We start from the raw sequence: 23,301 nt of genomic DNA, 5'->3' as shown, positions 1-23,301 counted from the left end.
GCATGGGTCAATCATTGGACAGGCGCAGCTCGTGGTAACCTTGAAAGATATCGGCCTTCGTCTGGGCATTTCGCCGACGCAAGTCAGCCGGGCCCTTGGCGGCTATCCCGATGTCAGCGACGACACCCGTCAGCGGGTCGAGGACGCGGTGCGCCAGCTGGGCTATCGCCCCAATCCGAATGCGCTGCGCCTGAAGGCCGGGCGCTCGGGCGTGGTTGGGCTGGTCGTGCCCGAGAACTCGGAACAGGAAGAAAGCAATATCCTGCTGGAAATCCTGCTGGGGCTGGCGGTCGAGTTCTGGAAGCGCGACGTGCTGGTGGTGCTGAACGTCCTGCCCAAGGCCGCGCCCAGCACGAAATCCTATACCCGGCTGTTCCGGCAGGCCGCCGTTGACGGCTTTGTCGTGGTCAATCCCAGCGCCGATCCGGGCCTTCTGGCCTTTCTGATGGCCGAGAGCATCCCCTTTGTCACCCATGGCCGCGCCGCAACCACGGCCGGGCATGCCTTTGTCGATCTGGACAACCGCGCCGTGGGCCAGATCATGGCGGCGCGGCTGGCCGATCTGGGCCATCGCGACATCGCCTTTGTCGACGGCCCCCAAGACAGCTTCTCGGCCGAAGAGCGGCTTTCGGGCCTGAGCGGCGTTCTGGCGGCGCGGGGCCTGAGCCAGCGCGACGACCTGATCCATCGCGGCATGATGACCGAGCAATTCGGCGAGGCGGCGGTGCTGTCGCTGTTCAAGAACCCGGACCGCGCGCCCACGGCGATCATGGTCGGCAATCTGGTGCTGGCGACCGGGGTGATGCGGGGCTTGCAGCGGCTGGGGCTTTCGGTGCCGGGCGATGTCTCGGTCATGGCCCATGACGATGTGCTGGCGCGCTATCCCCGCACCACGCTGACGCCCGATCTGTCGGGCACCGCATCCCCCTTTACCGAGGCCTGGGGCGATATCGCGGGCTTTCTGGGGCAAGCCATCGACGGCAAGAACCCCGGCGGGCTGCAAAAGCTGATCGCGCCGGTTGCGGTGCAGGGCGCATCGGTCGCGGCACCCGCCCGCGCATAGAAAAGGGGGCGCAAGCCATCGGCCGCGCCCCTTTTGTCGTTTCTTGCGAGTCAGCCTTCGGCGTCCTCGGGGACGGGGATTTCGCCCGGCTCATTGGGGCGCACGATCAGGATGTCGCAGAAGGCGCGGTCGACGATCTCGCGCGCCAGCGTGCCCAGCAGGCGTTCGGTGAAGCTGACATCCGAGCGCGCGCCCAGAACCAGCACCTCGGCCTGGTATTTCTTGACCGTGTCGATCAGCGCCTCGGCCGGGTCACCCTCGATCATCAGCGCCGCGGTGACGGTGGCGCCGCAGCCCGAGGCCACCGAGACGGCGCGGGTCAGCGCATCATTGGCGGCGGCGCGGCCCAGGACCTCGCCCCCGCGCGGATCGCCGCCAAGAGTGGCGACGTTCTTGGCCTCGGCGCGCAGCGACAGCCGGCTATAGGCGCAGACGATCACCAGATCGGCATCCTCGTGCTTGGCCAGCCATGCGGCGCGGGCGACGGTCGGCTCGGCCAGCGACGAGCCATCGGTGCCGACGACGACCACGCTGTAATCGGTCATTTTCATGCTGTTTTCTCCTGTCCTTGGCCTAGTGGCCGCCGCCGGGCATCGCCATGACGTCATCGACGTCGCGCACGATCGGGGGTTCGCGGATCCACAGCATGGCGATGGCCGCCGCCGCCAGTCCCAGCGCCGCAAAGGTGATGGCGTTGTTGGGGTTGTCGCCGAGGATATGGGTATAGACCCAGCCGAAAGTGACCGAATGGATCAGCATCGGGATCACGATCATCATGTTGATGATGCCCATATAGACCCCGTAGCGGGTCGAGGGGATCATCCGCACCGCCATGATGTAGGGCACGCCCATGATCGAGGCCCAGGCGATGCCAAGCCCGATGATCGGGATGAACAGCAGGTATTTGTTGGTCAGGTGCGGGAAAATCAGCAGCCCCGCCGCCGCCAGCAGCAGACAGGTCATGTGGACGAATTTCGCGCCCCGACGCCGTGCGAAGGCGACCAGCGAGAACGCCACCATGAAGGTCACGATATTGTACCAGCCGTTGATCAGCCCGGTCCAGCCGACGGCCTCCTTGAAGCCCTCGGAATGCGCATCCGTGGTGCCCCAGACCGATTTCGCCATGGAAAGCGTGACGAACTGCCAATAGCACATCATCGCATACCACTGGAACAGATAGACCAGCCCCAGCTTGCGCAGCTCGGTCGGCATTTCGACGATGGCGTCCCAGATCTCGCGGATGAACCCCAGCGCGCTGCCCTTTTTCTCGCGCAGCGCCTTGAGCTCCGCCTCGGTCGGCGGGATCTCGGGCGTGGTCAGCACCGAGACCAGAACCGATCCGATCGAGCAGACCGAGCCCAGCATGAAGGAACCGACGACCCAATAGGGAATACCCGCCTCGGTCGCGCCGTCTATCAGGTTCTGGAACACGAACAGCGACAGGTTCGCCAGCGTGATCCCGAAGCCGGTGAAAAAGCTTTGCGCCAGAAACCCCTTGCCCAGTTGCGAGGGCGGCAGCTTGTCGGCGATGAAGGCGCGGTAGGGCTCCATCGCGGTGTTGTTGCTGGCATCCAGCAGCCAAAGCAGCAGCACCGCCATCCACAAGGCCGAGACGAAGGGGAACAGGAACAGGCAGATCGAACAGCCGATGGCGCCGATCAGGAAGAACGGTTTCCGGCGGCCCCAGCGCGGGCTCCAGGTGCGGTCGGAAAGCGCGCCGATGATCGGCTGGATCAAGAGGCCCGTCACCGGCCCGGCCAGGTTCAGGATCGGCAGGTCATGGGCGTTGGCGCCGATGAACTGAAAGATCGGGTTGATCGCCGTCTGCTGCATCCCGAAACTGTACTGGATGCCGAAAAAGCCGAAATTCATCAGCAGAATCTGGCGCATGTCCATCAGGGGCTTTTGCCGCACGATGGTGGTGTGGGTAAGGTCTTCCCCGCCATCGGGCAGGGCGGCGCTGACAGCGCCCTCGGTCTGAACGCTCATCTGACGCCTCCTGCGGTGCGATCCAGAAATTCCTGAAGCCGTCCCAGTTCCAGTTCCCAACCCTTGCTGTGGAAACCGGCAACCTCGGCGTCATAAGGGCCCTGCACGATGCGCAAAAGCGTGCCATCGCGGCCCATCTTGGTGAACTCGACCCGCAGTTCCAGCGGCCTGTCGGGATCGATGCCGGGATCGCCGGTGATGCGCTGGCGGGCGACAAAGACGTCGGGTTCGAAATACTCGGTAAAGACCGCATCCGTGGTCACACGCACGCTGGGATCGTTGTCGCGCAGCTTGACGTGGTGATGGCGCCCGCCGGCCCGCAGGTCGGACGTGACGGTTTCGGCCTCGACATGCCAGCCGGGGCTGCCGCGCCATTGGGCCATTTCCTCGGGCGCGGTCCAGGCGCGAAACACCACCTGCCGCGGATAGTCGAACTGGCGCTCGACGATGACCATGACATTTGCTGTCATGCGAACCCTCCTCCCCTTGCCCGCATGGGGCATCCCTTTTCAGAAATTCTCGTGAACGTGCCTTGTGCAGATATGCGTGCAGGCTTTGGCCATGCCCCATCTGTCCCCGGACGCGGGTGGCGCCGGTGGCAAAGGGGGCTGGCGCCAGATCGCTGACGCAGTCGGTGATTCCAAAAAACTGCCCCGAAGTTAACAATCCAAATCGATTTGGGAAGACAAATTCGTTAAGAATAGGCAAAGAAGCGCGTGACAGGTTGACGCTGCTGGAATCAGCGGCAGTGATCATGCCAAATCTGGGGGGAGGGGACGCCATGAGCCACTATCGCTTGAGACGAGTCACCGCCCCGCACCGCCGAACCGAATCGCGATAGCCCCGCCTTCACCCGATCAGCCCATTTTTCCGACCCAGTCCGCAGAGGAGACGCGACCATGACCACAGCAGCCCCGGCCCCCGGCATCTCGGACGATACGCTGTTCGAACTGCGTTACGCGCGCAGCCGGGACGATCTGTGGGACATGCTGACGCGGCTATACGGCGCGCATTCGGGCTTTGCCGCCTTCCGCAAGGATCTGGACAAGGCGCTGCTGACTGCCTGGCGCCAGCGCCCCGATGACCTGAAGCGGCTGGACATGATCCGCGATCTGGAACCGGACTGGTTCATGCGCCCCGGCATGGCCGGCTATTGCTTCTATATCGACCGCTTCGCCAATGACCTGAAGGGCGTCGTCGGGCGGCTGGATTACCTGAAGGATCTGGGCATCAACTATGTCCATTTCATGCCCTGCCTGAAACCGCGCAAGGGCGACAATGACGGCGGCTATTCGGTGATGGACTACCGCGCCATCAACCCGCTTTACGGCGACATGGCGGATTTCGAGGCCGCGACCAAAGCCTGCCGCGAGCGGGGCATCAGCGTCTGCGTCGATCTGGTGATCAACCACACCGCCAAGGAACATCGCTGGGCCAAGGCCGCGCGCAAGGGCGATGCGAAATATCAGGATTATTACCTGATGTTCCCCGATGACACCCTGCCCAAGCAATATGAGAAAACCCTGACCGAGGTGTTCCCCGACAACGCGCCGGGCAACTTCACCTGGTACGAGGATTGCCAGCGCTGGGTCTGGACCACCTTCAACGAACATCAGTGGGACCTGAACTGGGCCAATCCGCAGGTGTTCCTGGAAATCACCGAGATCATGCTGAACCTTGCCAACAAGGGCGTCGAGATCATGCGGCTGGATGCCGTCGCCTTCCTGTGGAAGCGCATGGGCACCCGCTGCCAGTCCGAGCCCGAGGCGCATATGATCCTGCAAGCCCTGCGCGCCGCCTGCCGCATCGTCGCGCCATCCGTCATCCATCTGGAAGAGGCCATCGTCAGCCCCGAGGAAATGCTGCCCTATCTGGGCCGGGGCGAGCATGACGGCAAGGAAGGCAATCTGGCCTATCACAACTCGCTGATGGTGCAGTTCTGGTCGGCGCTCGCGGCGCGCGACACGCAGTTGATGACGCATGTGATGGCGACGCATTTCCCGGGCACGCTGACCAATGCGACCTTTGCCAATTACCTGCGCTGCCATGACGATATCGGCTGGGCGGTGACTGACGAGGACGCCGCCGCCGTGGGCCTGAACGGCCGGCTGCACCGCGCCTTCCTGTCGGATTTCTACGAAGGCGTGTTCCCGGATTCCTTCGCCAAGGGCGAGCTGTTCCAATACAACCCCGAGACCGGCGACAAGCGGATCAGCGGCACCTGCGCCTCGCTTGCCGGGCTGGAAAAGGCCGAGGCTGCCGGGGATGCCGAGGCCATCGACCGCGCCGTGGACCGCATCCTGATGGGCCATGCGCTGATGGCGAGCCACGGCGGGTTGCCGCTGATCTATATGGGTGACGAGGTCGCGCTGCCGAACGATTACGGCTATCACGACTATAAGCCCCACGCCCATGACAGCCGCTGGCTGCATCGCCCGATCATGGACTGGGACCGGGTGGATGGCATGGCTGCGGACCCGGACGGGGCTGCGGCGCGGGTGTTTTCGGGGCTGCGCGGGATGCTGGCCCGCCGCGCCGCGACGCCGGAATTCCACGCCAAGAACGCCACCGAGATCCTGCAGACCGGCAACCGGGTGCTGTTCGCCTTTGCCCGCCGCGCGCCGACGGGGGATGTGATCTGCGTCTTCAACTTCTCGGACACCTGGCAGACGCTGCCGGCAAGCTGGGTTGTCCAGCAGGGCGCAAGCCAGCTGCATGACATCCTGTCCGACAGCCCGGTCGGCGACGCGAATGGCGCGATCCCTCTGCCGCCCTATGCGCGGGTCTGGATCCGCTAGCGGCCGGATCGACCGCGTTGCAGGTCGCGCCGCCCGCATGCCGGTGGCGCGAATTCCCTGCCGATCCCCTCGTGCCGTCCGGTCTTTGGGCAAATGCTAACGATGCCGCCCTTGCCTTGGCGCGCGGTTTCGCTCACGGATGCGCATGAAGGGTCGGGCTGCTGCGGCGGTTCGAGCCGTTGAACTGCGAAGGGCCATTCGTGACATCACCGACGACCGATACCAGCACCCGTCAGGCAAACAGCGCAATGGCGCGGCTGCGCGGCACGATGCCCTATCTGATTGCGCTGATGCTGTTCGGATTCGGCATGTTCGCCCTGTATCGGCTGCTGGCGCCCGTCGATATCCATGCGCTGGCCGCCCAGATCCAGTCGACCCCCTGGCAGGTCATCTTCATGGCGCTGCTGGCCAGCCTGGCGGGGTATCTGTGTCTTGCCGGCTATGACTGGTCGGCGCTGCACCATATCGGCAAGCCGTTGCCGCTGCCCGTGGTGCTCAGCGGCGGATTTCTGGCCTATGCCTTCGGCAATACCATCGGGTTGACGGCGGTGTCGGGCGCGGCCGTGCGATGGCGGCTTTATTCCGGGCTGGGGCTGGACGGGTATGACATTGCCGCCGTCTCGACCTTTACCGCCATCGCCTTCGGCGTGGCGGTCACGCTGGTCGGGCTGGCCGCGCTGGCGATCCATCCGGCGGCGCTGGTTTCGGTGCTGCCCCTGTCGACGGCCAGCGTGCGGCTGCTGGCCATTGCCGCGATCCTCGTCGTGGTGCTGCCGCTGATTTGGGCCTCGCTGACCCGCCGCCAACTCAGGATCGGGCGCTTCACGCTGAACGCGCCCTCGCCGGTGATGCTGGTCGTGCAATGGCTGATCAGCCTTGGGGATATCGCCTTCTCGGCGCTCACTCTTTATCTGCTGCTGCCGGCGGGCAGCCCGGATTTCATGACCTTCCTGCCGGTCTTTGCCGCGGCGACCATGGCCGGCGTGCTGAGCCATGTGCCCGGCGGCGTCGGCGTGTTCGAGACCATCATCATTGCCGCCCTGCCGGCCACGGCAGGCATCGACCAGATCGCCGCGGCGCTGCTGCTGTATCGGCTGCTTTATTATCTGGTCCCCTTTGCGATGGCGCTGATCCTGCTGTCGCTGTTCGAGGCCTGGCGCGCCCTTGGCGGCAGCACCCGCCACGCGCGTCTGGACCGGCTTTTTGCCGCCACCGAACCGGCATTCCGCGCGGTCGAGCCTGCGGCGCCGCTGCTTCTGGCGATCATGGTCTTTGGTTCGGGCATGTGGATGTCGCTTTCGGCGCTGTTGCCGCCGGTGACCCAGGCCGCCGAGGCCGCCGAGGCCTTCTTCCCGCTGGCCTTCATCGAGGGTTCGGCGCTTCTGGCCAGCGCGCTTGGCGCCTTGCTGGTGGTGCTGTCGCTGGGTCTGGTGCGGCGCAGCCTTGGCGCCTTCTGGCTGACCATCGCCACCATGCTGGCCGGTGCGGTGGTCACGCTTTTGCAGCAGACCGAGACCGAACAGGCCGTCACCCTGCTGATCGGCGTGGCCATCCTGTGGCCGTTTCGCAAGGCGTTCCATCTGCGCTCGATGCTGACCCATTCGGCGATGACGCCGGGATGGATCGCGCTGCTGCTGGCGGGGATCCTCAGCGTCGGCTTCGTGCTGTTCTTTGCCCATAAAAGCACGCCCTATGCGCATGAACTTTGGTGGCAGTTCGCCACTGATGCCAATGCGCCACGGGCGCTGCGCTCGGGGCTTTTGATCAGCCTTCTGGTCGGGGCGGCGTCGCTGCTGCTGTTGCTGCGGGCGCCGCGCTTCCGCCCGAAGCCGCCCGATCGCGCGACCCTGACGGCGGCGGCGCGGATCGCCCGCGCCAGCGAGGACGTGGATGCGGGCTTCGTGCTGACCGGCGACAAGACCGTCATGCTGTCCGACGATGGCAAGGCCTTCGTGATGTTCGGCGTCTCGGGGGCGTCCTGGCTGGCGCTTGGCGGTCCGGTTGGCGCGTCCGAGGCCGCCGAGGAGATCGCCTTTACCTTCATCGATGCGGCGCGGCGGTCGGGCGCGCGTCCGGTCTTTTATCAGGTCGGCCCCGAGGCGGTGCCGCTGATGCTGGATCTGGGCATGACGCTGCACAAGATGGGCGAAAAGGCGGTGGTCGACCTGACCCGCTTTTCCCTGCAAGGCCCGTCGCGCAAGAAGCTGCGCACCGCCCATGCCCGCGCCGGCCGCGACGGCCTGACCTTGCAGCTTGCCTTGCCCCCGCACAGCCCGGCCCTGCTCGCGGAATTGCGGGCGATTTCCGACATCTGGCTGAGCGCGAAGAAATCCCGCGAAAAGGGCTTTTCGGTTGGCCGCTTCGATGCGGACTGGCTCAACCACTGGCCGCTTGCGCTGGTGCGATGCGATGGCCGGCTGGTCGCCTTTGCCAATCTGCTGACCAATGGCGAGCGCAAGGTCGGCAGCATCGATCTGATGCGCCATTCCGGCGACGCGCCCGCCGGCACCATGGAGTTCCTGTTCACCGAACTGATGCTGCAACTGAAGGCGCAGGGCTTCACCCGCTTTTCGCTGGGCATGGCACCGCTGTCGGGCCTGTCCTTTGAGCGCAGCCGCCGCATGTGGGACCGGTTCGGGAACCTGATTTATCGTCACGGCGGGGCCTTCTACAACTTTGAGGGGCTGCGCGCCTTCAAGGCCAAGTTCGATCCCGACTGGGTGCCGCATTATCTGGCAACGCCGTCGGGAATGCCGCCGCTTTTGCCGCTTGCGGATGCGGCACGGCTGATTGCCGCCGCCTGACCGGCATGAGGCCGACGGCCATGGCCGGGGGGATTTTCCCGGCTTTGGTTCAAGGTGCGAATAATACTGATTTATTTCAGTTGGTTAGGTTTGGAATTTTCCGATCCGGCGCGACGCCTTTACGCAACGTCGCTTCCGTGGGTGCCCCGTTCCGGGGATAGATTCCCCTTGTGTGCTGGCGGGCAAAGGACCAGTCTATAAGCAATATTCAGCAGGAAGCCTCAACCCTGCGAGGCGCTTCATGGGGGCATTTATGAATCTCGGAACGCGTGATTTCGGACATTCTGTAACAGCAATTCTGGCGACGGTGGCGCTGCTTGCGACAGCGCCGGCAAGCCTTGCCCAAGAGGCGGACGCTCCGCCTCCCACCGTGGTCGTCAAGGCGGCGGAAAAGCGCGAGGTTCCCCGGACAAGCGAGTTCATCGGCCGCATTCAGGCCGTCGAACGGGTCGATATTCAGGTCCGGGTGACCGGCACGCTGCTCAAGCCGCAGTTCAAGGAAGGCGATACGGTCGAGCCCGGCCAGCTGCTTTACGAGATCGAGCCGGCGCCGTTTCAGGCCGAGGTGAACTCCAACGAGGCGCAGCTGGCCAGCGCCACCGCCGCCGCCACCAATGCGGATATCAACAACAAGCGCGCGCAGGAACTGCTGGTGACGCGGACCGGCTCGCAGGCCAATGCCGACACCCGCAAGGCCGAGTTCGAGCAGGCCGCGGCCCAGGTCGAGATCGCCAAGGCGGCGCTGGACGTGTCGCGGATCACGCTGGGCTATACCCGCATCAGCGCGCCGATCCATGGCCGCGTCGGCCGTACCGCGATCACCGAGGGCAATATCGTCTCGCCGGCATCCGGGCCGCTGACCACCATCGTCAAGGATGACACCGTCTGGGCGCTGTTCGCACCCAGCCAGCGCGAGGTGCTGGAATACAAGAAGGCGGATTACGCCAATCCGCCGGTCGTGCGGCTGAAGCTGGCGGATGGCAGCATGTATTCGGGCGAAGGCAGCATCGATTACATGGACAACATCGTCGATCCCAGCACCGACAGCCAGATCCTGCGCGCCACGTTCCAGAATCCCGACAGGGTGCTGACCGATGGCCAGACGATCCGCGTCGTTATCGAACAGCCCGCCGATGCGCCGGTTCTGGTGGTGCCGCAGGTCGCGCTGGCCGCCGACCAGACCGGCACCTTCGTGCTGACCGTCGATGGCGAGAGCAAGGTGGCGACGAAATATGGTAGTGGGTCAGTTTGAAATAAGAAAAATCCTGTGCGCGTGAGGCAGGGTTTGCGCCCAGCGCGGGCAGGCACTATCTTGAAGGCATGACAGACAAACCCAAACGCCCTCGTGACACCAACCAGCTTGCCAAGTTCATCGTGGACGTGGCGACTGGGGACGCGGATGCTGAGACACCGCTGGAGAAGTCCGCGGCCCAACGCAAGGGTGGGTTGAAGGGTGGCGCAGCTAGGGCTGCATCGCTCACGCCCGAGCAGCGCGCAGAGATTGCCAGAACAGCGGCGGAGGCCAGGTGGAAGAAGGGCAGTTAGGCTGCCTCGTCTTTGTCCCAAGAACGGCGCTCTTCAACGTCGTCTCTGAAATCAAAGATCATTTGAATGGCCTTCTGCTCCGGCTTCATGGCGTTATAGGCTTCCACATCGGTGGCGAGTTGAACGCAATCACCGACGATCTGCTCACGCCGCTGGATGAATGCCTTCTGCATGTGCTCCCTCGATGCGTCCTGCATAACGCCCCACAAGGTCAACTGCACCCCACCCTTGGACACCCTTACAGCGTGGTTCACCCGGTAGCGTCGCCCGCAATCGTCGGTCGCATACTCTTCACGAAGCGCAGTCGACATGTCCTCCGCGAGCTTGTCCAGCGGATCAATCTCAGGAGGGACGATCATGCCCCTCGAAACGCCCCACTGGACCGCCTCGCGAGCGGTCGCGGGGACGGTTCCATTCTCTGCCGTAAAGGCATGCCACACGCGTTGCAGTTGTTCCTTATAGGCAGCCATAAGCGTCCCTCCTAAAGTGAAATCGGCACGGGCTCGCCCCAGCCGTCAATGATCGCGCTCCCCTGCAAGAAGGATCGAACTTTGACCTTGTGGCGAGTGAGCCAGTCGTATCGTTCCATCTTCCGCTGAAGCTGACCGACCACGATACCAGGGTGCCGCTGAATGCGCTTTGCAAACGCCAGCGTATCACGCTCCGAGATGTAGGGGTATTTCCGCAGAAAAAACGATTCTAACTGTTCGGACGGAACGCAGAAGTTGGCCGCCGCCTCGTTAGCCTGCTTTTCCTCGGCGCTCTGGGGTTCAGAGCCGACCTCCTCGCGCTGCAAATCAACGTCCACAAACTCAGGCGAGACAGGCTGGCTCTTTCCATGACCGCAGAGCAGGTGCTCGATTTCGTGGCGCAGCACAAACCAGAAGTTGTCGATCCGATCCATCCGCATGGTCATCCCGATGACCGGCGACGCATCGTCCAACCAGAAGCACACCCCGTCGATCTTCGCCTTCGGCAAAGACTCCACGATCACGAAGCGCACACCGCACTCCGCAAGCACCCTCGGCACATGGCGAATTTCTTCGGGGTCGAAGGTCAGCCTTTGAAAGTCAGTGACAGCCTCCTGCAGCTTCTTGGCCGAATAGCGGGCAACGACCATTTCACTGGCGATTTGATTGACCCGATAAAGCCAAGCCCACTGTTCCGGCGTCGTCTCGGAATAGTCCGCCTTCTTCGCCGCATGGGCAAGGCAGGGGACCTCATCGAGGGCGTTCTTCCTGAAGAAGCGCATTACCTGCACCTCGAGCAGCTCGATGTCCGTGTCTTTCAACCAGCCGCGCTTGATCATCTCCCTGATGGGATAAGTTGCCTGCAGGCGCGCTCGCCGCTCAACCGCCGGGTCTGGTGCTTTGGCGATCGACATCTCGTACGCCTTCTGGAGGTTGGCGAAATAGTCCGCAGAGACGTCAAACGCTGCGCCTAGCGACTTGGCCATTTCTGGCGTGACGTTCCGCTTTCCGGTCATGATCGGGCTGACGCTCTGCTCGGGAACGCCCAGAATGAACGCCAGATCGCGCTGGCTCCAGCCGCGAGCTTCCATTTCCTCTTTGATCAACTCTCCCGGATGAGGAACATCCGCAAAGCAAGAAGCCAAACTCAATACGAAGCCCTCCTTAGTGCGGGTCGCCAATCTCAGTGATCGTGGCGACGGTTACCGATCCTGATTCGCTAATTGTGAAGAAGATGCGATATTGATCGTTCACGCGGATTGACCTTGTTTCATCGTTTCCTCCCTTGCGTTTCTTGTAGTTCAAGCTCTTCAGGTTTCGCAGGTCGCGCTCGTCTAGGGCCGCCTCGATCTGAACAAGCCGACGCCGTGCCGCGACGATGACGGCGACAGGCAAGCCCATCTTGTGAGCTTCGTCTGTGCAGATGCGCGCGAGGGCAGCATTGGCGAACTCGACCTTCATGCCGATTCCTATTACCTCGTCAGACCGCGCAGGTCAACACGCTACTTAACGACAGGCGTTAAGTTCTTCGCTTTAATGCTTGACTAACGGTCAGTTTGAAATATGGTGAGGCCATGAACAAGCTCGACACCAAAACCCGCGCCCTGATCCTCCGCCTCCTGGTGGAAGGCAACTCCATCCGCGCCACAACGCGCATTGCGGACGTGTCGAAGAACACCGTCACGAAGCTCTTGGAAGATGCTGGGAAGGCTTGCGCCGCCTATCACGACGAACACGTTCGGGGCGTTAAAGCCTCGCATGTGCAAGCCGACGAAATCTGGTCGTTCTGCTATGCCAAACAGCGCAACGTCGCAGAAGCCAAAGCCGCCCCGGCAGATGCTGGCGACATCTGGACCTGGACCGCGATGGACCGGGACAGCAAGCTGATGATCAGCTACACCGTTGGCGACCGCTCGGCGGCAACCGCGCGTGAGTTCATGTTTGATCTGGCCGACCGTCTGGCGACCCGCATCCAGCTGACCACGGACGGGCATGGCGCTTACCTCAAGGCCGTCGCTGATGCTTTCTCCGGTGACGTTGATTACGCCATGCTGATCAAGCACTATGGCGACCCGACCGGCACTAAAGGTCATGAGCGCAAGTATAGCCCTGCCGAATGCACGGGCACCATTAAGGAAGCGATCTTCGGCAAGCCCGACATGGCGCAAGTTGGAACGTCGCATGTTGAGCGCCAGAACCTGACGATGCGCATGGGAATGCGCCGCTTCACCCGCCTGACCAACGCTTTCAGCAAGAAGGCAGAGAACCACGCTTACGCCGTGGCCCTGCACTTCATGCACTACAACTTCTGCCGGACCCACAAGACGCTGCGCATGACGCCTGCGATGGCTGCTGGCCTCGTGTCCAGCCCGTGGGAAATCGAAGACCTTGTTGCGCTGGTGGAGGCAGCCCAACCGGCTCCGAAAAAGCGTGGCCCTTACAAACCCCGCAAAAAAGATAATTCAAACTGACCCACTACCCGAAATATGTCACCGTGACCCAGATGACCGACGGCATCGCCGTGGTCAGCGAGGGTCTGAACGAAGGCGACAAGGTCATCGTGCAGGGCGCGCAGCGCGTGCGCAACGGCATGGTCGTCAATGCGCAGCCCGCTCCGTCTGCGGAGGGCTGAGCCATGATCTCCTCGGTCTTTATCCATCGCCCGCGAATGGCGATCGTCATTTCGCTGATCATCACCATTGCCGGCTATATGGGCTACAAGGCGCTGCCGGTGGCGCAGTTTCCCGACATCGTGCCGCCGCAGGTGCAGGTCACGGCCATGTATCCGGGCGCCGATGCCGGCGCGCTGGAACAATCCGTCGCCCAGGTCATCGAACCCGCCATCAATGGCGTGGACAGCATGATCTACATGCAGTCCACCTCGGGCTCGGACGGCACCTACAGCCTTGCGGTCAGCTTCGAGGTCGGCTCGGACCCGGACATGAACACGGTGAACGTGTCGAACCGGGTGAACCAGGTGGTCGCCGCGCTGCCCGCCGAGGTGCAGGCGCTGGGGGTCACGGTCAAGAAACGCTCGACCAGCCTCTTGCAGGTGGTCACGATCTATTCGCCCGACAATTCGCGCGATACGCTGTTCCTGTCGAACTATACCAAGCTGAACCTCCTGGATTCGCTGGCCCGCGTGCCCGGCGTGGGCGACGCCTTCGCCTTTGGCCCGCGGGATTATTCGATGCGGGTCTGGCTGGATGTGGCGCGGCTGGGCAGCATCAACCTGACCGCGATGGACGTGGTTCAGGCGCTCAAGGCGCAGAACGTGCAGGCCGCCGTCGGCCGCATCGGCGCCAATCCGGCGATTCCGGGAACGAATTTCCAGATCAACCTGACCGCGGATGGCCGTCTGAACACCGTCGAGCAGATCGAGAATGTCGTCATCCGCACCCAGGAAGACGGCTCGCGCGTGCTGGTCAAGGACGTGGCGCGGGTCGAACTGGGCGCGCGGGCGCAGGACGCCGACCCGACCTTCAACGGCAAGGCCTCGGCCGGGATCGGCATCTACCAGTCGCCCGGCGCCAATGCCGTCGCCACCGCCGAGGCGGTGCGCGAGGTGCTGGCCGATCTCGAGGAGCGCCTGCCCGAGGGCGTCGCCATCGCGGTGGCCTATGATTCGACCTATTTCGTCGAAAAGATGATGGAAAGCGTGATGCACACGCTGATCGAGGCCTTTGTCCTCGTGGCCATTGTCGTGCTGGTCTTCCTGGGCAGTTTCCGCGCCACGCTGATTCCGATTCTGGCGGTGCCGGTGGCGCTGGTCGGGACCTTCGCCTTCATGCTGGCGATGGGATTCTCGCTCAACACCATCTCGCTTCTGGCGCTGGTGCTGGCCATCGGCATCGTGGTCGATGACGCCATCGTCGTCGTCGAGGCGGTCGAGCACATGCTTGAGGCCCATCCCGAGATGACCCCGGCCGAGGCGACCGAGGCGGCGATGAAGGAAATCACCGCCCCGATCATCGCCATCACGCTGGTGCTGCTTTCGGTCTTCGTGCCGACGGCCTTCGTGCCGGGGATCACCGGCGCGCTTTACCAGCAATTCGCGGTCGCGGTGTCGGTCTCGATGGTGATTTCGGCGATGAACGCGCTGAGCCTGTCGCCGGCGCTCTGCTCGATCATCCTCAAGCGCAAGGCCGAGCCGAAGGGCGTGTTCAAGCTGTTCAACCGCGGCGTCGAGGGCATGCGCAGCGGCTATGTCAGGCTGGTCACGCCGCTGACCCGGCGCGCGATCCTGGCGGGTGCCGTGCTGCTGGCTTTCGTGGTCGGGACGGGCATCGTGGGCAAGCAGGTGCCGACGGGCTTCCTGCCGGTCGACGACCAGGGCGCCTTCATGGGCGAGTTCCAGCTGCCGGCGGATGCCTCGGTCGAGCGCACCGCGAAGGTCGGCGACGAGGTCCTCAAGCTGCTTCAGAAACAGGACGCGCTGCAGGACATTTTCGTGGTCGCCGGGTTTTCGCTGATCGACGGCGTGGTGCTGCCCAATCGCGGCTTTTTCGTCGTCACCATGAAGCCCTTCGAGGAACGGACCGAAAAATCGCAATCCGCCTTTGCCGTCATCGACAAGGTGAATGCCGATCTGGCAGCGATGCCCGATACGGTCGCCTTCGCCTTCAACCTGCCGCCCATTCAGGGTCTGGGCACCGGATCGGGCTTCCAGGCGCTGGTCGCGAGCCAGGAGGGGGCAGAGCCGGCCCAGATCGCCGAGGTCACGCGCGGCGCGGTCTTCAACGCCAATGAGGACCCGCGGCTTCAGGGGGTCTATACCACCTTCAGCGCCGATACGCCGCAGCTCAAGCTCATCCTTGACCGCGAGCGGGTGCAGACCCTGGGCGTGGACGTGTCCAGCCTGTTCTCGACCACCGGGGCGCTTCTGGGCGGGGCCTATGTCAATGACGTGAACCTGTTCGGCCGCACCTGGCAGCTGAACGTGCAGGCCGATGCCGATGCCCGCATGGATATCGAGGATATCGGGCAGATCCGCGTGCGGGCCGCAAGCGGCGCGCTTATCCCGCTGGCCGCCGTGGCCGAAACCAAGCTGATCACGGCGCCGGCTTTCGTTACCCGCTACAACAACGAACGCGCGGTGATGATCAATGGCGAGCCGGCCGCCGGCCATTCCTCGGGCGAGTCGATCACGGCCATGGACGAAGTGACCGCCAAGACCCTGCCCTCGGGCTACAAGCTGGAATGGACCGGAACCGCCTTCCAGGAAATCAGGGCCGCCGGGCAGACCGGGCCGATCCTGGTTCTGGCGGTGATCTTTGCCTATCTGTTCCTGGTTGCCCTGTATGAAAGCTGGGCGATCCCAATTGCGGTGCTGCTGTCGGTGGGGACCGGGCTGTTCGGGGCCATGCTGTCGCTGAAGCTGACCGGGCTGGACAACAACGTCTATGCCCAGATCGGGATCGTCATCCTGATTGCCCTGGCGGCCAAGAACGCGATCCTGATCGTCGAATTCGCCATGGAGCAGCGCGCGCATGGCAAGAGCATCGTCGATGCTGCGATCGAGGGCGCCAATCTGCGTTTCCGCGCGGTGATGATGACCTCGTTCGCCTTCATCCTCGGGCTGTTGCCGCTGGTCACCGCGGCTGGCGCCGGAGCGGCCACGCAGCGCGCGGTCGGAACCTCGGTCTTTGGCGGGATGCTGGCCTCGTCCGCGGTCGGGATCTTCCTGATCCCGGGGCTGTATGTGATCTTCCAGACCCTGCGCGAAAAGATTAAAAGCCTGCGTGGCGGCGGCAAGAAGGATGAGGGAGCGGATTCTGGACCCGAAGCGCCGCCCGCCGCCTGATCGGCCATTGCGATCATCAAGCTTGCCGGCCGGCCCCCATCTTCGGGGCCGGCCGTTGTCATTGCGGGCAAAGTCATTGCGGGCAAATCGGGACCGCGCAACCGCTGCCCTGCCCGCCACCGACCCGGTGCAGAATTCGTCGGACAAGGCAGAACAACGCGGGCTGCATGTCCAAGATTTCCTCGGCCACGCAATCCGGCAGATTCACCGCAACGATGGGCCGGTCATCCGGCCCCGCCTTGCGGCACCCTGGGGATGCGCAACGGGCGGCGGGAATGACCCGCCGCCCGTTCCTTATCCCCGGTCCGTCATTGCTCGGACCTTACAGCCGGCCGAACATGCCCGACTGGAAATCGGTGATGGCCTGCCGGATCTCGGCCTCGGTGTTCATCACGAAGGGGCCGTAAGCCGCGACCGGCTCGTCGATGGGTTCACCCGACAGCAGCAGCACCTTGGCATCACCGATCGCCTCAAGCACCACCGCGCCGCCCTCGCGGGCAAGCCGCGCCGAGGCGGGGCCGCTCAGCCGGGCCTCGGCATTCACCGCGACCTCGCCGCTGAGGATCACGACAATGACGTTATGCCCGTCTGTCGGGTGCAGGGTCACGGTCTTGCCGGCGTTCAGGCGCAGGTCCAGGACGTCCAGCGGCGTGAAGGTCCGGGCCGGGCCCTTGGCGCCCTCGAATTCCCCCGCGATCACCCGCAGGCGGCCGGCGCCCTCGGGCAGATCGACCACTGGGATCTGCGCGTCGCTGATGCCCTGATAGCCCGGCTCGGCCGACTTGTCCTTGGCGGGCAGGTTCACCCACAGCTGGACCATCTCGAAGGTGCCGCCCTTGGCGGTAAAGTCGTGGCTGTGGAATTCCTTGTGCAGGATGCCGCTGCCGGCGGTCATCCATTGCACGTCGCCCTCGCGGATGACGCCGCCGCGGCCGGTGCTGTCGCCGTGCTCGACCTCGCCCTGATAGACGATGGTGACGGTCTCAAAACCCTTGTGGGGGTGGACATCGACGCCGCGCGGGCGGGCGGCGGGGCCGAATTCATGGGGGCCGCCGTAATCCAGCATCAGGAAGGGCGTCGTCTCATTCGTGCCCGACATATGCGAAAACAGCGAGCGGACGGGAAAGCCGTCGCCGACCCAATGCCCGCGCGGGGCGCTTGAGGTGGACAAAATCTTGCGCATGGGAACCTCCGGTCAAAAGGGGCGGCCATCTCTGCCGCCGTTGCCAGAAAGGTGGGGTGCGCGGGGGCCGGCGCAAGGCTGCGGATGTTCGGTTGCAGCGAACGCCATGTTCTGCTGTCATCGCTTCTGCCGAATATGCGGGGGCGATGGCGATTCTGTCTTCGATCCCGCCCTGACCATAGCTCTGAACGATCTGGAAAGGAAAACACCATGCCGAAAACCCAGCCCGAACCGATCCGCGATCCCGCTGTCGATCACCTGCTGACGCCGCAGAACTGCGCGCTGGTGCTGATCGACTATCAGCCTGAACAATACCGCACCATCACCTCATCGACCCGGGACGAGATCGACCTGAACGTGATCGCGCTGTGCAAGCTGGCGCGGGCCTATGACCTGCCGGTGATCGTCTCGACCGTGGGCGTGGACATGGGCGTGAATACCGGCACCGCGGCCGAGATCATGGCCGAGCTGCCCGGCGTGACCGAGATCGACCGCAGCGGCGTCAATGCCTGGGAGGATGCCGAGTTCCGTCAGGCGATCGAGGCCACCGGCCGCAAGAAGATCGTCATGGCGGGTCTTTGGACCGAGGTTTGCCTGACATTCCCGACACTGGACATGCAGGCCGAGGGCTATCAGGTCTATCCGGTCGCCGACGCGGTGGGCGGTATCTCGCCCGTGGCGCATGACCGGGCGCTGGAACGGATGCAGGCCGCCGGCGCGACGCCGATCACCGCGATCCAGTTCGGCAGCGAGCTGATGCGGAACTGGGCGCGCGACAGTTCGGACAAGTTCCGCAAGGTGCTGCAATGGTATTTCCCCAAGCGCTTTGCCCTGATGAAAGAGGGCAAGATCTGACGCCTTGAGAGCAGACCGCGAAAACAGGACGGCCGGGCGCGATGAGACGCCCGGCCGCAAGGGGTTCGGACCCGTGGGGCCCTACTAGCCGTCCAGATAGCGGCGCAGCGCCGCCTGATCGTCCGCTGACGCGCCCTGCTGCGGCTCAACCGGGGGCTGGTCCTCGACCGGCATGGTCCAGCCGGGATCGACGCCGGTCATGTCGGGCAGCTCATGCGCGATGCCCTTGTGGCAATCGATGCAGGTGGCCTGACCCGTCAGCAGGTATTTCGAATGCATTTCAGCCGCGCGCGGTGCCTGACGCGAGAAATCCATCGCCCCGGCCGTGTGGCAGTTGCGGCATTCCAGACTGTCGTTGGATTTCAGCCGCGCCCATTCGTGCTGCGCCAGTTCTAGCCGATGTTCGAGGAACTTCTGCCGCGTGTCGATGGTGCCGAAGATCTTGCCCCAGACCTCTTTGCTGGCCTGCATCTTGCGCGCGATCTTGTGGGTCCATTCATGCGGCACATGGCAATCCGGGCAGGAGGCCCGCACGCCCGAGCGGTTCGAGAAATGGATCGTATGCGACAGCTCTTCATAGACGTTGTCGCGCATCTCGTGGCACGAGGTGCAGAATTTCTCGGTGTTGGTGACCTCCAGCGCGGTGTTGAACGCACCCCAGAAGATCACCCCGCCGATGAACCCGCCCAGCGTCAGGAAACCGATGCTGAGCGTTCCCGCCGGCGTCGAGACGATGTTCCAGACCCGGCGGATCTGCCGACCTAGCCAGCTCATTTACTCGGTCCCCATCGGCTTGACGCCCATCTTGCTCATGTCGGTGAAGATATTCTCGACCAGCGGTTTGGCGTCGGCTTGCGGGACGTGGCAGGCGGTGCAGAAATACCGGCGCGGCGAAACATCGGCCAGCATCTGCGTGTCGCGGTTCATGTAATGCGTGACCGAGATCATCGGCGCGCCCGAACCCTCGGTCGCCTCGCGCCGGTGGCAGGACATGCAGCGGTTGGCATTGACCGTCAGCTGATAGCCTTCGATCGAATGCGGGATCAGCGGCGGCTGTTCGGGATATTGCCGCATCAGCCGCTTGTCGTCGGTGACCCAGCGCGGGATCGGGTCGGCGGGGACGACCTCGATCGCGGGCTGCGGACCGTTCAGCTCGACCGAGCTGCGCAGGGTTTCCTCGGCCCCGGGGTCCTGCGCCAGCGCGGCGCCGGTGAAGAAAACCGCCGCCAGGGCGCCTGCGATCAGACGAAGCGGGCTCATGCGAGAACGATCTTGACTGCGCATTTCTTGAAATCCGTCTGTTTGGAGATCGGGTCGGTCGCGTCCAGCGTGACCTTGTTGATCAGCTTCGAGGCATCGAACCATGGCACAAAGACCACGCCCGTCGGCATGCGGTTGCGGCCACGGGTTTCGACCCGCATCCGCACCTCGCCCCGGCGCGAGATCACCCGCACCTCGGAGCCCTGGTTGAAGCCGCGTTCGCGGGCGTCACCTGCGTTCATGAACAGGACCGCGCCGGGGAAGGACTTGTAAAGTTCCGGCACGCGCATGGTCATCGAACCCGAATGCCAATGTTCCAGCACCCGGCCGGTCACCAGCCAGAAATCGTATTCGTCATCCGGGCTTTCGGCCGGCGGCTCATAGGGGACGGCCAGAATGACGGCGCGCTTGTCCTTGTTGCCATAGAACTGCACCCCGGACCCGGCCTCGACATAGGGGTCATAGCCCTCGCGGAAGCGCCAGAGCGTTTCCTTGCCGTCGACGACCGGCCAGCGCAGCCCGCGCACCTCGTCGCTTTGATAGGTGTCATAGGGGGCAAGGTCATGGCCATGGCCACGGCCAAAGGCGGCATATTCCTCGAACAGGCCCTTCTGGATATAGAAGCCGAAATCATTGGCTTCCTGGTTGGCGTAATCCTTGTGGATTTCCGACAGCGGGAACTTGTCCACCTGACCATTGGCGAACAGCACGTCATAGAGCGTCTTGCCCTTGTATTCGGGATTGGCCTCCAGCAGTTCGGCCGGCCAGCATTCCTCGGTCGTGAAGCGTTTCGAGAATTCGACCAGTTGCCATGTGTCCGAGCGCGCCTCGCCCGGCGCATTGACCAACTGGTGCCAGGCATGCGTCCGGCGTTCGGCATTGCCGTAGACGCCCTCTTTTTCCACCCACATCGCGGCGGGCAGGATGATATCCGCCGCCAGCGCCGTGACCGTCGGATAGGCGTCCGAGACCACGATCATGTTGTCGGGGTTGCGATAGCCCTGATAGGTCTCGTTTTCCGAGTTCGGTGCCGCCTGCAGGTTGTTGGTGACCTGAATCCAGTAGAAATTCAGCTTGCCGTCCTTCAGCATCCGGTCCTGCAGCACGGCGTGATAGCCGGGCTTGGGGTTCAAAAGCCCGTGCGGCAGCTTCCACAATTCCTCGGTATGGGCGACATGCTCGGGGTTCGTCACCACCATGTCGGCGGGCAGGCGATGGGCAAAGGTGCCCACCTCGCGCGCGGTGCCGCAGGCCGAGGGCTGGCCGGTCAGCGAGAAGGGCGAGTTGCCGGGTTCCGAGATTTTGCCGGTCAGCAGGTGGATGTTATAGACAAGCTGGTTGGCCCAGACGCCACGGACGTGCTGGTTGAAGCCCATGGTCCACAAGGACATGACCTTCTTGGTCGGGTCGGCGTAAAGCTCGGCCAGCTCCTCAAGGAAGCCCGGCTCGACGCCCGACAGCTCGCTGACATAGTCCAGCGTATAATCGGCGACGAAGGCCTTGTAGGCCTCGAAATCCGAGGGGTGCATCTTGCCGGCCTCGGCGGCGCCGGTGGCGGCCTGTTCCAGCGGATGCTCGGGGCGCAGACCATAGCCGATATCGGTCTGGCCCTTCTTGAAGACCGTGTGCTTGGCGACGAAATCCTCGTTCACGCGGCCGGTCTGGATGATGTGATTGGCGATATAGTTCAGGATCGCCAGATCCGTGCCGGGCTTGAAGACGATCGGAATGTCCGCCAGGTCCATGCTGCGATGGGTGAAGGTCGACAGCACCGCGCATTTGACGCCGGGCGTGCCCAGCCGGCGGTCGGCCAGCCGCGTCCACAGGATCGGGTGCATTTCCGCCATGTTCGAGCCCCACAGGACAAAGGCGTCTGCATGCTCGAAATCGTCATAGCAGCCCATCGGCTCGTCGATGCCAAAGGTGCGCATGAAGGCCACGGCGGCTGAGGCCATGCAGTGGCGCGCATTGGGGTCAAGGTTGTTCGAGCGGAAGCCGCCGCGCATCAGCTTCGATGCCGAATAGCCCTCCATCACCGTCCACTGGCCGGATCCGAACATGCCAATGCCTTCCGGGCCCTTGGCCTTGAGCACCTCCTTGACCCTTGCGGCCATGGTGTCGAAGGCCTCGTCCCAGGTCACCGGCTCGAACTGGCCTTCCTTGTCGAAGACGCCATTCGTCTTGCGCATCAGGGGCGTGGTCAGGCGGTCGTTTCCGTACATGATCTTGGACAGGAAATAGCCTTTGACGCAGTTCAGGCCGCGGTTGACCTCGGCCTTCATGTCGCCATGGGTGGCGACGACCTTGCCTTCCTTGACGCCGACCATGACGCCACAGCCGGTGCCGCAAAAGCGGCAGGGGGCCTTGGACCATTTTATCTCAAGCGCCTCGACCCCGCCGCTGACGGGTTGGGCGGCGGCAGGCAGGCTGAAGCCGGCGGCACTGGCGGCGACGGCCACAGCCTGCGTCTTGAGAAGATCGCGCCGTGTCAGATTTGGTGTCATGCCAGGGGTTCCTCTTCTTCGGAATGCTCGAAAACCATGTTGGCGGCGACCACGCCGTCCATCTTTGCGATGTCGGTCAGGCGGTCGCCCATTTCACGCAGGCTGCGGCCCTCGATGGTGACGACGGCGCGCGACCCTTCGGTCATGTGCAGTTCGACCCCGGGCAGGCTGGGCAGCACGGAAAGCACCTCGGTCTCGCGTCCGGGGACGATCGAGACGACGGCGCTGGAGATGTGATAGCGTCCCGGCTCAGGCATGGGCGACCTCGCGCGGGCGGGCGGCGATGGCGTTGCTGGGGCAGGGTGCGATGCAGGCGCCGCAGCCGGTGCAAAGGCCCGCGTCCAGAACCGGCAGGAACGGCCCGCCGGCCCGGGGGGCAAATCGGATCGCGCTTTCGGGGCAGGCATCGCGGCAGGTCATGCAGGTGACGCCGCGCCGGGCCAGACAGGCATCCGAGATCGCCGCGACATGCTGCATGGCGGGGCTGTCGGAAAAGACCGGCTCGGGGCATGCGGTGGCGCAGGCGCCGCAGAACGTGCATTCGTCCAGACTGAAATCGACGGCGACGTGGCCATCGGCCACCAGCAGGATCTGCTGGGGGCAGGCGCTGACGCAATCGCCGCAGCCGGTGCAGGCCGACAGCGTCTCCATGCTGATGCCGGGGGGCAAGGGCCGAAAGGCCGGCGCGGGCCGGCCGGTCAGAAAGCCACGCCGACTGAACCCCTCGCGGGGGCGCGCGGCGGTTGTGTTCTGGCCCATCTCAATGCCCCAGCGGTCCGGGAGGACCGGCCAGGATCTGATAGAACCAGACCAGGAAGCCATAGCCGCCGACAAAGCAGATCGCGAGGAAGGGCCAGATGCCGAAGGCAAGGACCGCAAAGGTCAGCAGCTCCCTGCCACGCGAAGGCGGGGGCGTGTCGGCTGTCAGTTCGTTCTTTCGCTGCTCAGACATTTCTCGAAACAATGGCTGTGGCTAGCGTCCTGCGTGTGTTTCCTGAGGAATCGCGCAATCTGCGAGCGGGCTGTG

General features: G+C 63.9%; 21 protein-coding genes. 8 read left to right on the top strand and 13 right to left on the bottom strand.

What is annotated here, in order from left to right; translation table 11 throughout:
• Nucleotides 1-31: 31 nt before the first annotated feature.
• Nucleotides 32-1,063, top strand: a complete 1,032-nt coding sequence (locus DFP89_RS03590) for a LacI family DNA-binding transcriptional regulator (protein WP_114348015.1) — start codon at nt 32-34, stop codon at nt 1,061-1,063.
• Between the two features lie 50 nt (nt 1,064-1,113).
• On the opposite strand, the gene DFP89_RS03585 is transcribed toward DFP89_RS03590, so the two are convergent.
• Genes DFP89_RS03585 through DFP89_RS03575 form a run of 3 tightly spaced genes read right to left on the bottom strand, consistent with a single transcriptional unit; the run spans nt 1,114 to nt 3,522 of the window.
• Nucleotides 1,114-1,614: a universal stress protein gene (locus DFP89_RS03585; RefSeq protein WP_114348014.1), complete on the bottom strand. Its 501-nt coding sequence runs from the start codon at nt 1,612-1,614 to the stop codon at nt 1,114-1,116.
• A gap of 22 nt (nt 1,615-1,636) precedes the next feature.
• Nucleotides 1,637-3,052 carry an MFS transporter gene (locus DFP89_RS03580; protein ID WP_114348013.1) on the bottom strand — a complete coding sequence of 472 codons (1,416 nt, stop codon included), beginning with the start codon at nt 3,050-3,052 and terminating at the stop codon, nt 1,637-1,639.
• Nucleotides 3,049-3,522 carry an SRPBCC family protein gene (locus DFP89_RS03575; RefSeq protein ID WP_114348012.1) on the bottom strand — a complete coding sequence of 158 codons (474 nt, stop codon included), beginning with the start codon at nt 3,520-3,522 and terminating at the stop codon, nt 3,049-3,051. Before DFP89_RS03575 ends, DFP89_RS03580 begins: the two co-directional genes overlap by 4 nt.
• A gap of 429 nt (nt 3,523-3,951) precedes the next feature.
• Between DFP89_RS03575 and DFP89_RS03570 the strand changes: the two genes are divergently transcribed.
• The 3 genes from DFP89_RS03570 (at nt 3,952) to DFP89_RS03560 (ending at nt 9,906) form a co-directional block, all read left to right on the top strand.
• Nucleotides 3,952-5,850, top strand: a complete 1,899-nt coding sequence (locus tag DFP89_RS03570) for an amylosucrase (protein ID WP_114348011.1) — start codon at nt 3,952-3,954, stop codon at nt 5,848-5,850.
• A 200-nt stretch (nt 5,851-6,050) separates the two neighbouring features.
• Entirely contained in the window at nt 6,051-8,654 is a 2,604-nt protein-coding gene (gene mprF / locus DFP89_RS03565; RefSeq protein ID WP_147273261.1) for a bifunctional lysylphosphatidylglycerol flippase/synthetase MprF, read from the top strand.
• Between the two features lie 253 nt (nt 8,655-8,907).
• Complete coding sequence (locus DFP89_RS03560) at nt 8,908-9,906, top strand: efflux RND transporter periplasmic adaptor subunit (protein ID WP_181870229.1); 999 nt, start codon at nt 8,908-8,910, stop codon at nt 9,904-9,906.
• A 289-nt stretch (nt 9,907-10,195) separates the two neighbouring features.
• On the opposite strand, the gene DFP89_RS03550 is transcribed toward DFP89_RS03560, so the two are convergent.
• The 3 genes from DFP89_RS03550 to DFP89_RS03540 are packed head-to-tail and all read right to left on the bottom strand — an operon-like array spanning nt 10,196 to nt 12,130.
• Nucleotides 10,196-10,669: a hypothetical protein gene (locus DFP89_RS03550; protein WP_114348007.1), complete on the bottom strand. Its 474-nt coding sequence runs from the start codon at nt 10,667-10,669 to the stop codon at nt 10,196-10,198.
• 11 nt (nt 10,670-10,680) lie between these two features.
• Nucleotides 10,681-11,820, bottom strand: a complete 1,140-nt coding sequence (locus DFP89_RS03545) for a HigA family addiction module antitoxin (protein WP_220269802.1) — start codon at nt 11,818-11,820, stop codon at nt 10,681-10,683.
• A 13-nt stretch (nt 11,821-11,833) separates the two neighbouring features.
• A complete protein-coding gene (locus DFP89_RS03540; RefSeq protein WP_114348005.1) occupies nt 11,834-12,130 on the bottom strand; it encodes a type II toxin-antitoxin system RelE/ParE family toxin in 297 nt (98 codons plus the stop codon).
• A gap of 113 nt (nt 12,131-12,243) precedes the next feature.
• On the opposite strand from DFP89_RS03540, the gene DFP89_RS03535 reads away from it, so the two are divergent.
• The 3 genes from DFP89_RS03535 to DFP89_RS03530 are packed head-to-tail and all read left to right on the top strand — an operon-like array spanning nt 12,244 to nt 16,472.
• On the top strand, nt 12,244-13,140 hold the full coding sequence (locus tag DFP89_RS03535; protein ID WP_114348088.1) for an IS1 family transposase: 897 nt from the start codon (nt 12,244-12,246) through the stop codon (nt 13,138-13,140).
• Nucleotides 13,141-13,163: 23 nt separating this feature from the next.
• Nucleotides 13,164-13,301, top strand: a complete 138-nt coding sequence (locus tag DFP89_RS20980) for a hypothetical protein (RefSeq protein WP_484216263.1) — start codon at nt 13,164-13,166, stop codon at nt 13,299-13,301.
• A 3-nt stretch (nt 13,302-13,304) separates the two neighbouring features.
• Nucleotides 13,305-16,472 carry an efflux RND transporter permease subunit gene (locus DFP89_RS03530; protein WP_114348004.1) on the top strand — a complete coding sequence of 1,056 codons (3,168 nt, stop codon included), beginning with the start codon at nt 13,305-13,307 and terminating at the stop codon, nt 16,470-16,472.
• A gap of 322 nt (nt 16,473-16,794) precedes the next feature.
• Here the strand turns inward: DFP89_RS03530 and DFP89_RS03525 are convergent, their stop codons facing one another.
• Nucleotides 16,795-17,655, bottom strand: a complete 861-nt coding sequence (locus DFP89_RS03525; RefSeq protein WP_114348003.1) for a pirin family protein — start codon at nt 17,653-17,655, stop codon at nt 16,795-16,797.
• Between the two features lie 210 nt (nt 17,656-17,865).
• Here DFP89_RS03525 and DFP89_RS03520 point away from each other — a divergent pair, with 210 nt between their 5' ends.
• Nucleotides 17,866-18,510 carry an isochorismatase family protein gene (locus tag DFP89_RS03520; RefSeq protein ID WP_114348002.1) on the top strand — a complete coding sequence of 215 codons (645 nt, stop codon included), beginning with the start codon at nt 17,866-17,868 and terminating at the stop codon, nt 18,508-18,510.
• An 84-nt stretch (nt 18,511-18,594) separates the two neighbouring features.
• Here the strand turns inward: DFP89_RS03520 and DFP89_RS03515 are convergent, their stop codons facing one another.
• Genes DFP89_RS03515 through napE form a run of 6 tightly spaced genes read right to left on the bottom strand, consistent with a single transcriptional unit; the run spans nt 18,595 to nt 23,226 of the window.
• A complete protein-coding gene (locus DFP89_RS03515; protein ID WP_114348001.1) occupies nt 18,595-19,284 on the bottom strand; it encodes a cytochrome c3 family protein in 690 nt (229 codons plus the stop codon).
• Nucleotides 19,285-19,770, bottom strand: coding sequence for a nitrate reductase cytochrome c-type subunit (locus tag DFP89_RS03510; RefSeq protein WP_245948582.1), 486 nt, complete (start codon nt 19,768-19,770; stop codon nt 19,285-19,287). It lies immediately after the preceding gene.
• Nucleotides 19,767-22,274 (bottom strand): periplasmic nitrate reductase subunit alpha, encoded by a 2,508-nt coding sequence (gene napA, locus DFP89_RS03505; RefSeq protein ID WP_114347999.1) that lies wholly within the window; start codon nt 22,272-22,274, stop codon nt 19,767-19,769. The genes DFP89_RS03510 and napA overlap by 4 nt, the downstream gene beginning before the upstream one ends.
• Entirely contained in the window at nt 22,271-22,531 is a 261-nt protein-coding gene (locus DFP89_RS03500; protein WP_114347998.1) for a chaperone NapD, read from the bottom strand. The genes napA and DFP89_RS03500 overlap by 4 nt, the downstream gene beginning before the upstream one ends.
• Nucleotides 22,524-23,033: a ferredoxin-type protein NapF gene (locus tag DFP89_RS03495; RefSeq protein WP_114347997.1), complete on the bottom strand. Its 510-nt coding sequence runs from the start codon at nt 23,031-23,033 to the stop codon at nt 22,524-22,526. Before DFP89_RS03495 ends, DFP89_RS03500 begins: the two co-directional genes overlap by 8 nt.
• 1 nt (nt 23,034) lies before the next feature.
• Nucleotides 23,035-23,226, bottom strand: coding sequence for a periplasmic nitrate reductase, NapE protein (napE, locus tag DFP89_RS03490; protein WP_114347996.1), 192 nt, complete (start codon nt 23,224-23,226; stop codon nt 23,035-23,037).
• Nucleotides 23,227-23,301: the final 75 nt, after the last annotated feature.

The organism is Paracoccus lutimaris (assembly GCF_003337565.1).
Taxonomy (GTDB): Bacteria; Pseudomonadota; Alphaproteobacteria; order Rhodobacterales; family Rhodobacteraceae; genus Paracoccus; species Paracoccus lutimaris.
The sequence above is the reverse complement of the archived record's forward strand: the minus strand, read 5'-3'. Positions and strand labels throughout refer to the sequence as shown.

Bases quoted from the DNA above. Each gene is read 5' to 3' on its own strand.
- DFP89_RS03585 (WP_114348014.1), bottom strand. From the start codon at position 1,614: ATGAAAATGACCGATTACAGCGTGGTCGTCGTCGGCACCGATGGCTCG.
- DFP89_RS03580 (WP_114348013.1), bottom strand. From the start codon at position 3,052: ATGAGCGTTCAGACCGAGGGCGCTGTCAGCGCCGCCCTGCCCGATGGC.
- DFP89_RS03575 (WP_114348012.1), bottom strand. From the start codon at position 3,522: ATGACAGCAAATGTCATGGTCATCGTCGAGCGCCAGTTCGACTATCCG.
- DFP89_RS03570 (WP_114348011.1), top strand. From the start codon at position 3,952: ATGACCACAGCAGCCCCGGCCCCCGGCATCTCGGACGATACGCTGTTC.
- DFP89_RS03560 (WP_181870229.1), top strand. From the start codon at position 8,908: ATGAATCTCGGAACGCGTGATTTCGGACATTCTGTAACAGCAATTCTG.
- DFP89_RS03550 (WP_114348007.1), bottom strand. From the start codon at position 10,669: ATGGCTGCCTATAAGGAACAACTGCAACGCGTGTGGCATGCCTTTACG.
- DFP89_RS03540 (WP_114348005.1), bottom strand. From the start codon at position 12,130: ATGAAGGTCGAGTTCGCCAATGCTGCCCTCGCGCGCATCTGCACAGAC.
- DFP89_RS03535 (WP_114348088.1), top strand. From the start codon at position 12,244: ATGAACAAGCTCGACACCAAAACCCGCGCCCTGATCCTCCGCCTCCTG.
- DFP89_RS03530 (WP_114348004.1), top strand. From the start codon at position 13,305: ATGATCTCCTCGGTCTTTATCCATCGCCCGCGAATGGCGATCGTCATT.
- DFP89_RS03525 (WP_114348003.1), bottom strand. From the start codon at position 17,655: ATGCGCAAGATTTTGTCCACCTCAAGCGCCCCGCGCGGGCATTGGGTC.
- DFP89_RS03520 (WP_114348002.1), top strand. From the start codon at position 17,866: ATGCCGAAAACCCAGCCCGAACCGATCCGCGATCCCGCTGTCGATCAC.
- DFP89_RS03515 (WP_114348001.1), bottom strand. From the start codon at position 19,284: ATGAGCTGGCTAGGTCGGCAGATCCGCCGGGTCTGGAACATCGTCTCG.
- DFP89_RS03510 (WP_245948582.1), bottom strand. From the start codon at position 19,770: ATGAGCCCGCTTCGTCTGATCGCAGGCGCCCTGGCGGCGGTTTTCTTC.
- napA (WP_114347999.1), bottom strand. From the start codon at position 22,274: ATGACACCAAATCTGACACGGCGCGATCTTCTCAAGACGCAGGCTGTG.
- DFP89_RS03500 (WP_114347998.1), bottom strand. From the start codon at position 22,531: ATGCCTGAGCCGGGACGCTATCACATCTCCAGCGCCGTCGTCTCGATC.
- DFP89_RS03495 (WP_114347997.1), bottom strand. From the start codon at position 23,033: ATGGGCCAGAACACAACCGCCGCGCGCCCCCGCGAGGGGTTCAGTCGG.
- napE (WP_114347996.1), bottom strand. From the start codon at position 23,226: ATGTCTGAGCAGCGAAAGAACGAACTGACAGCCGACACGCCCCCGCCT.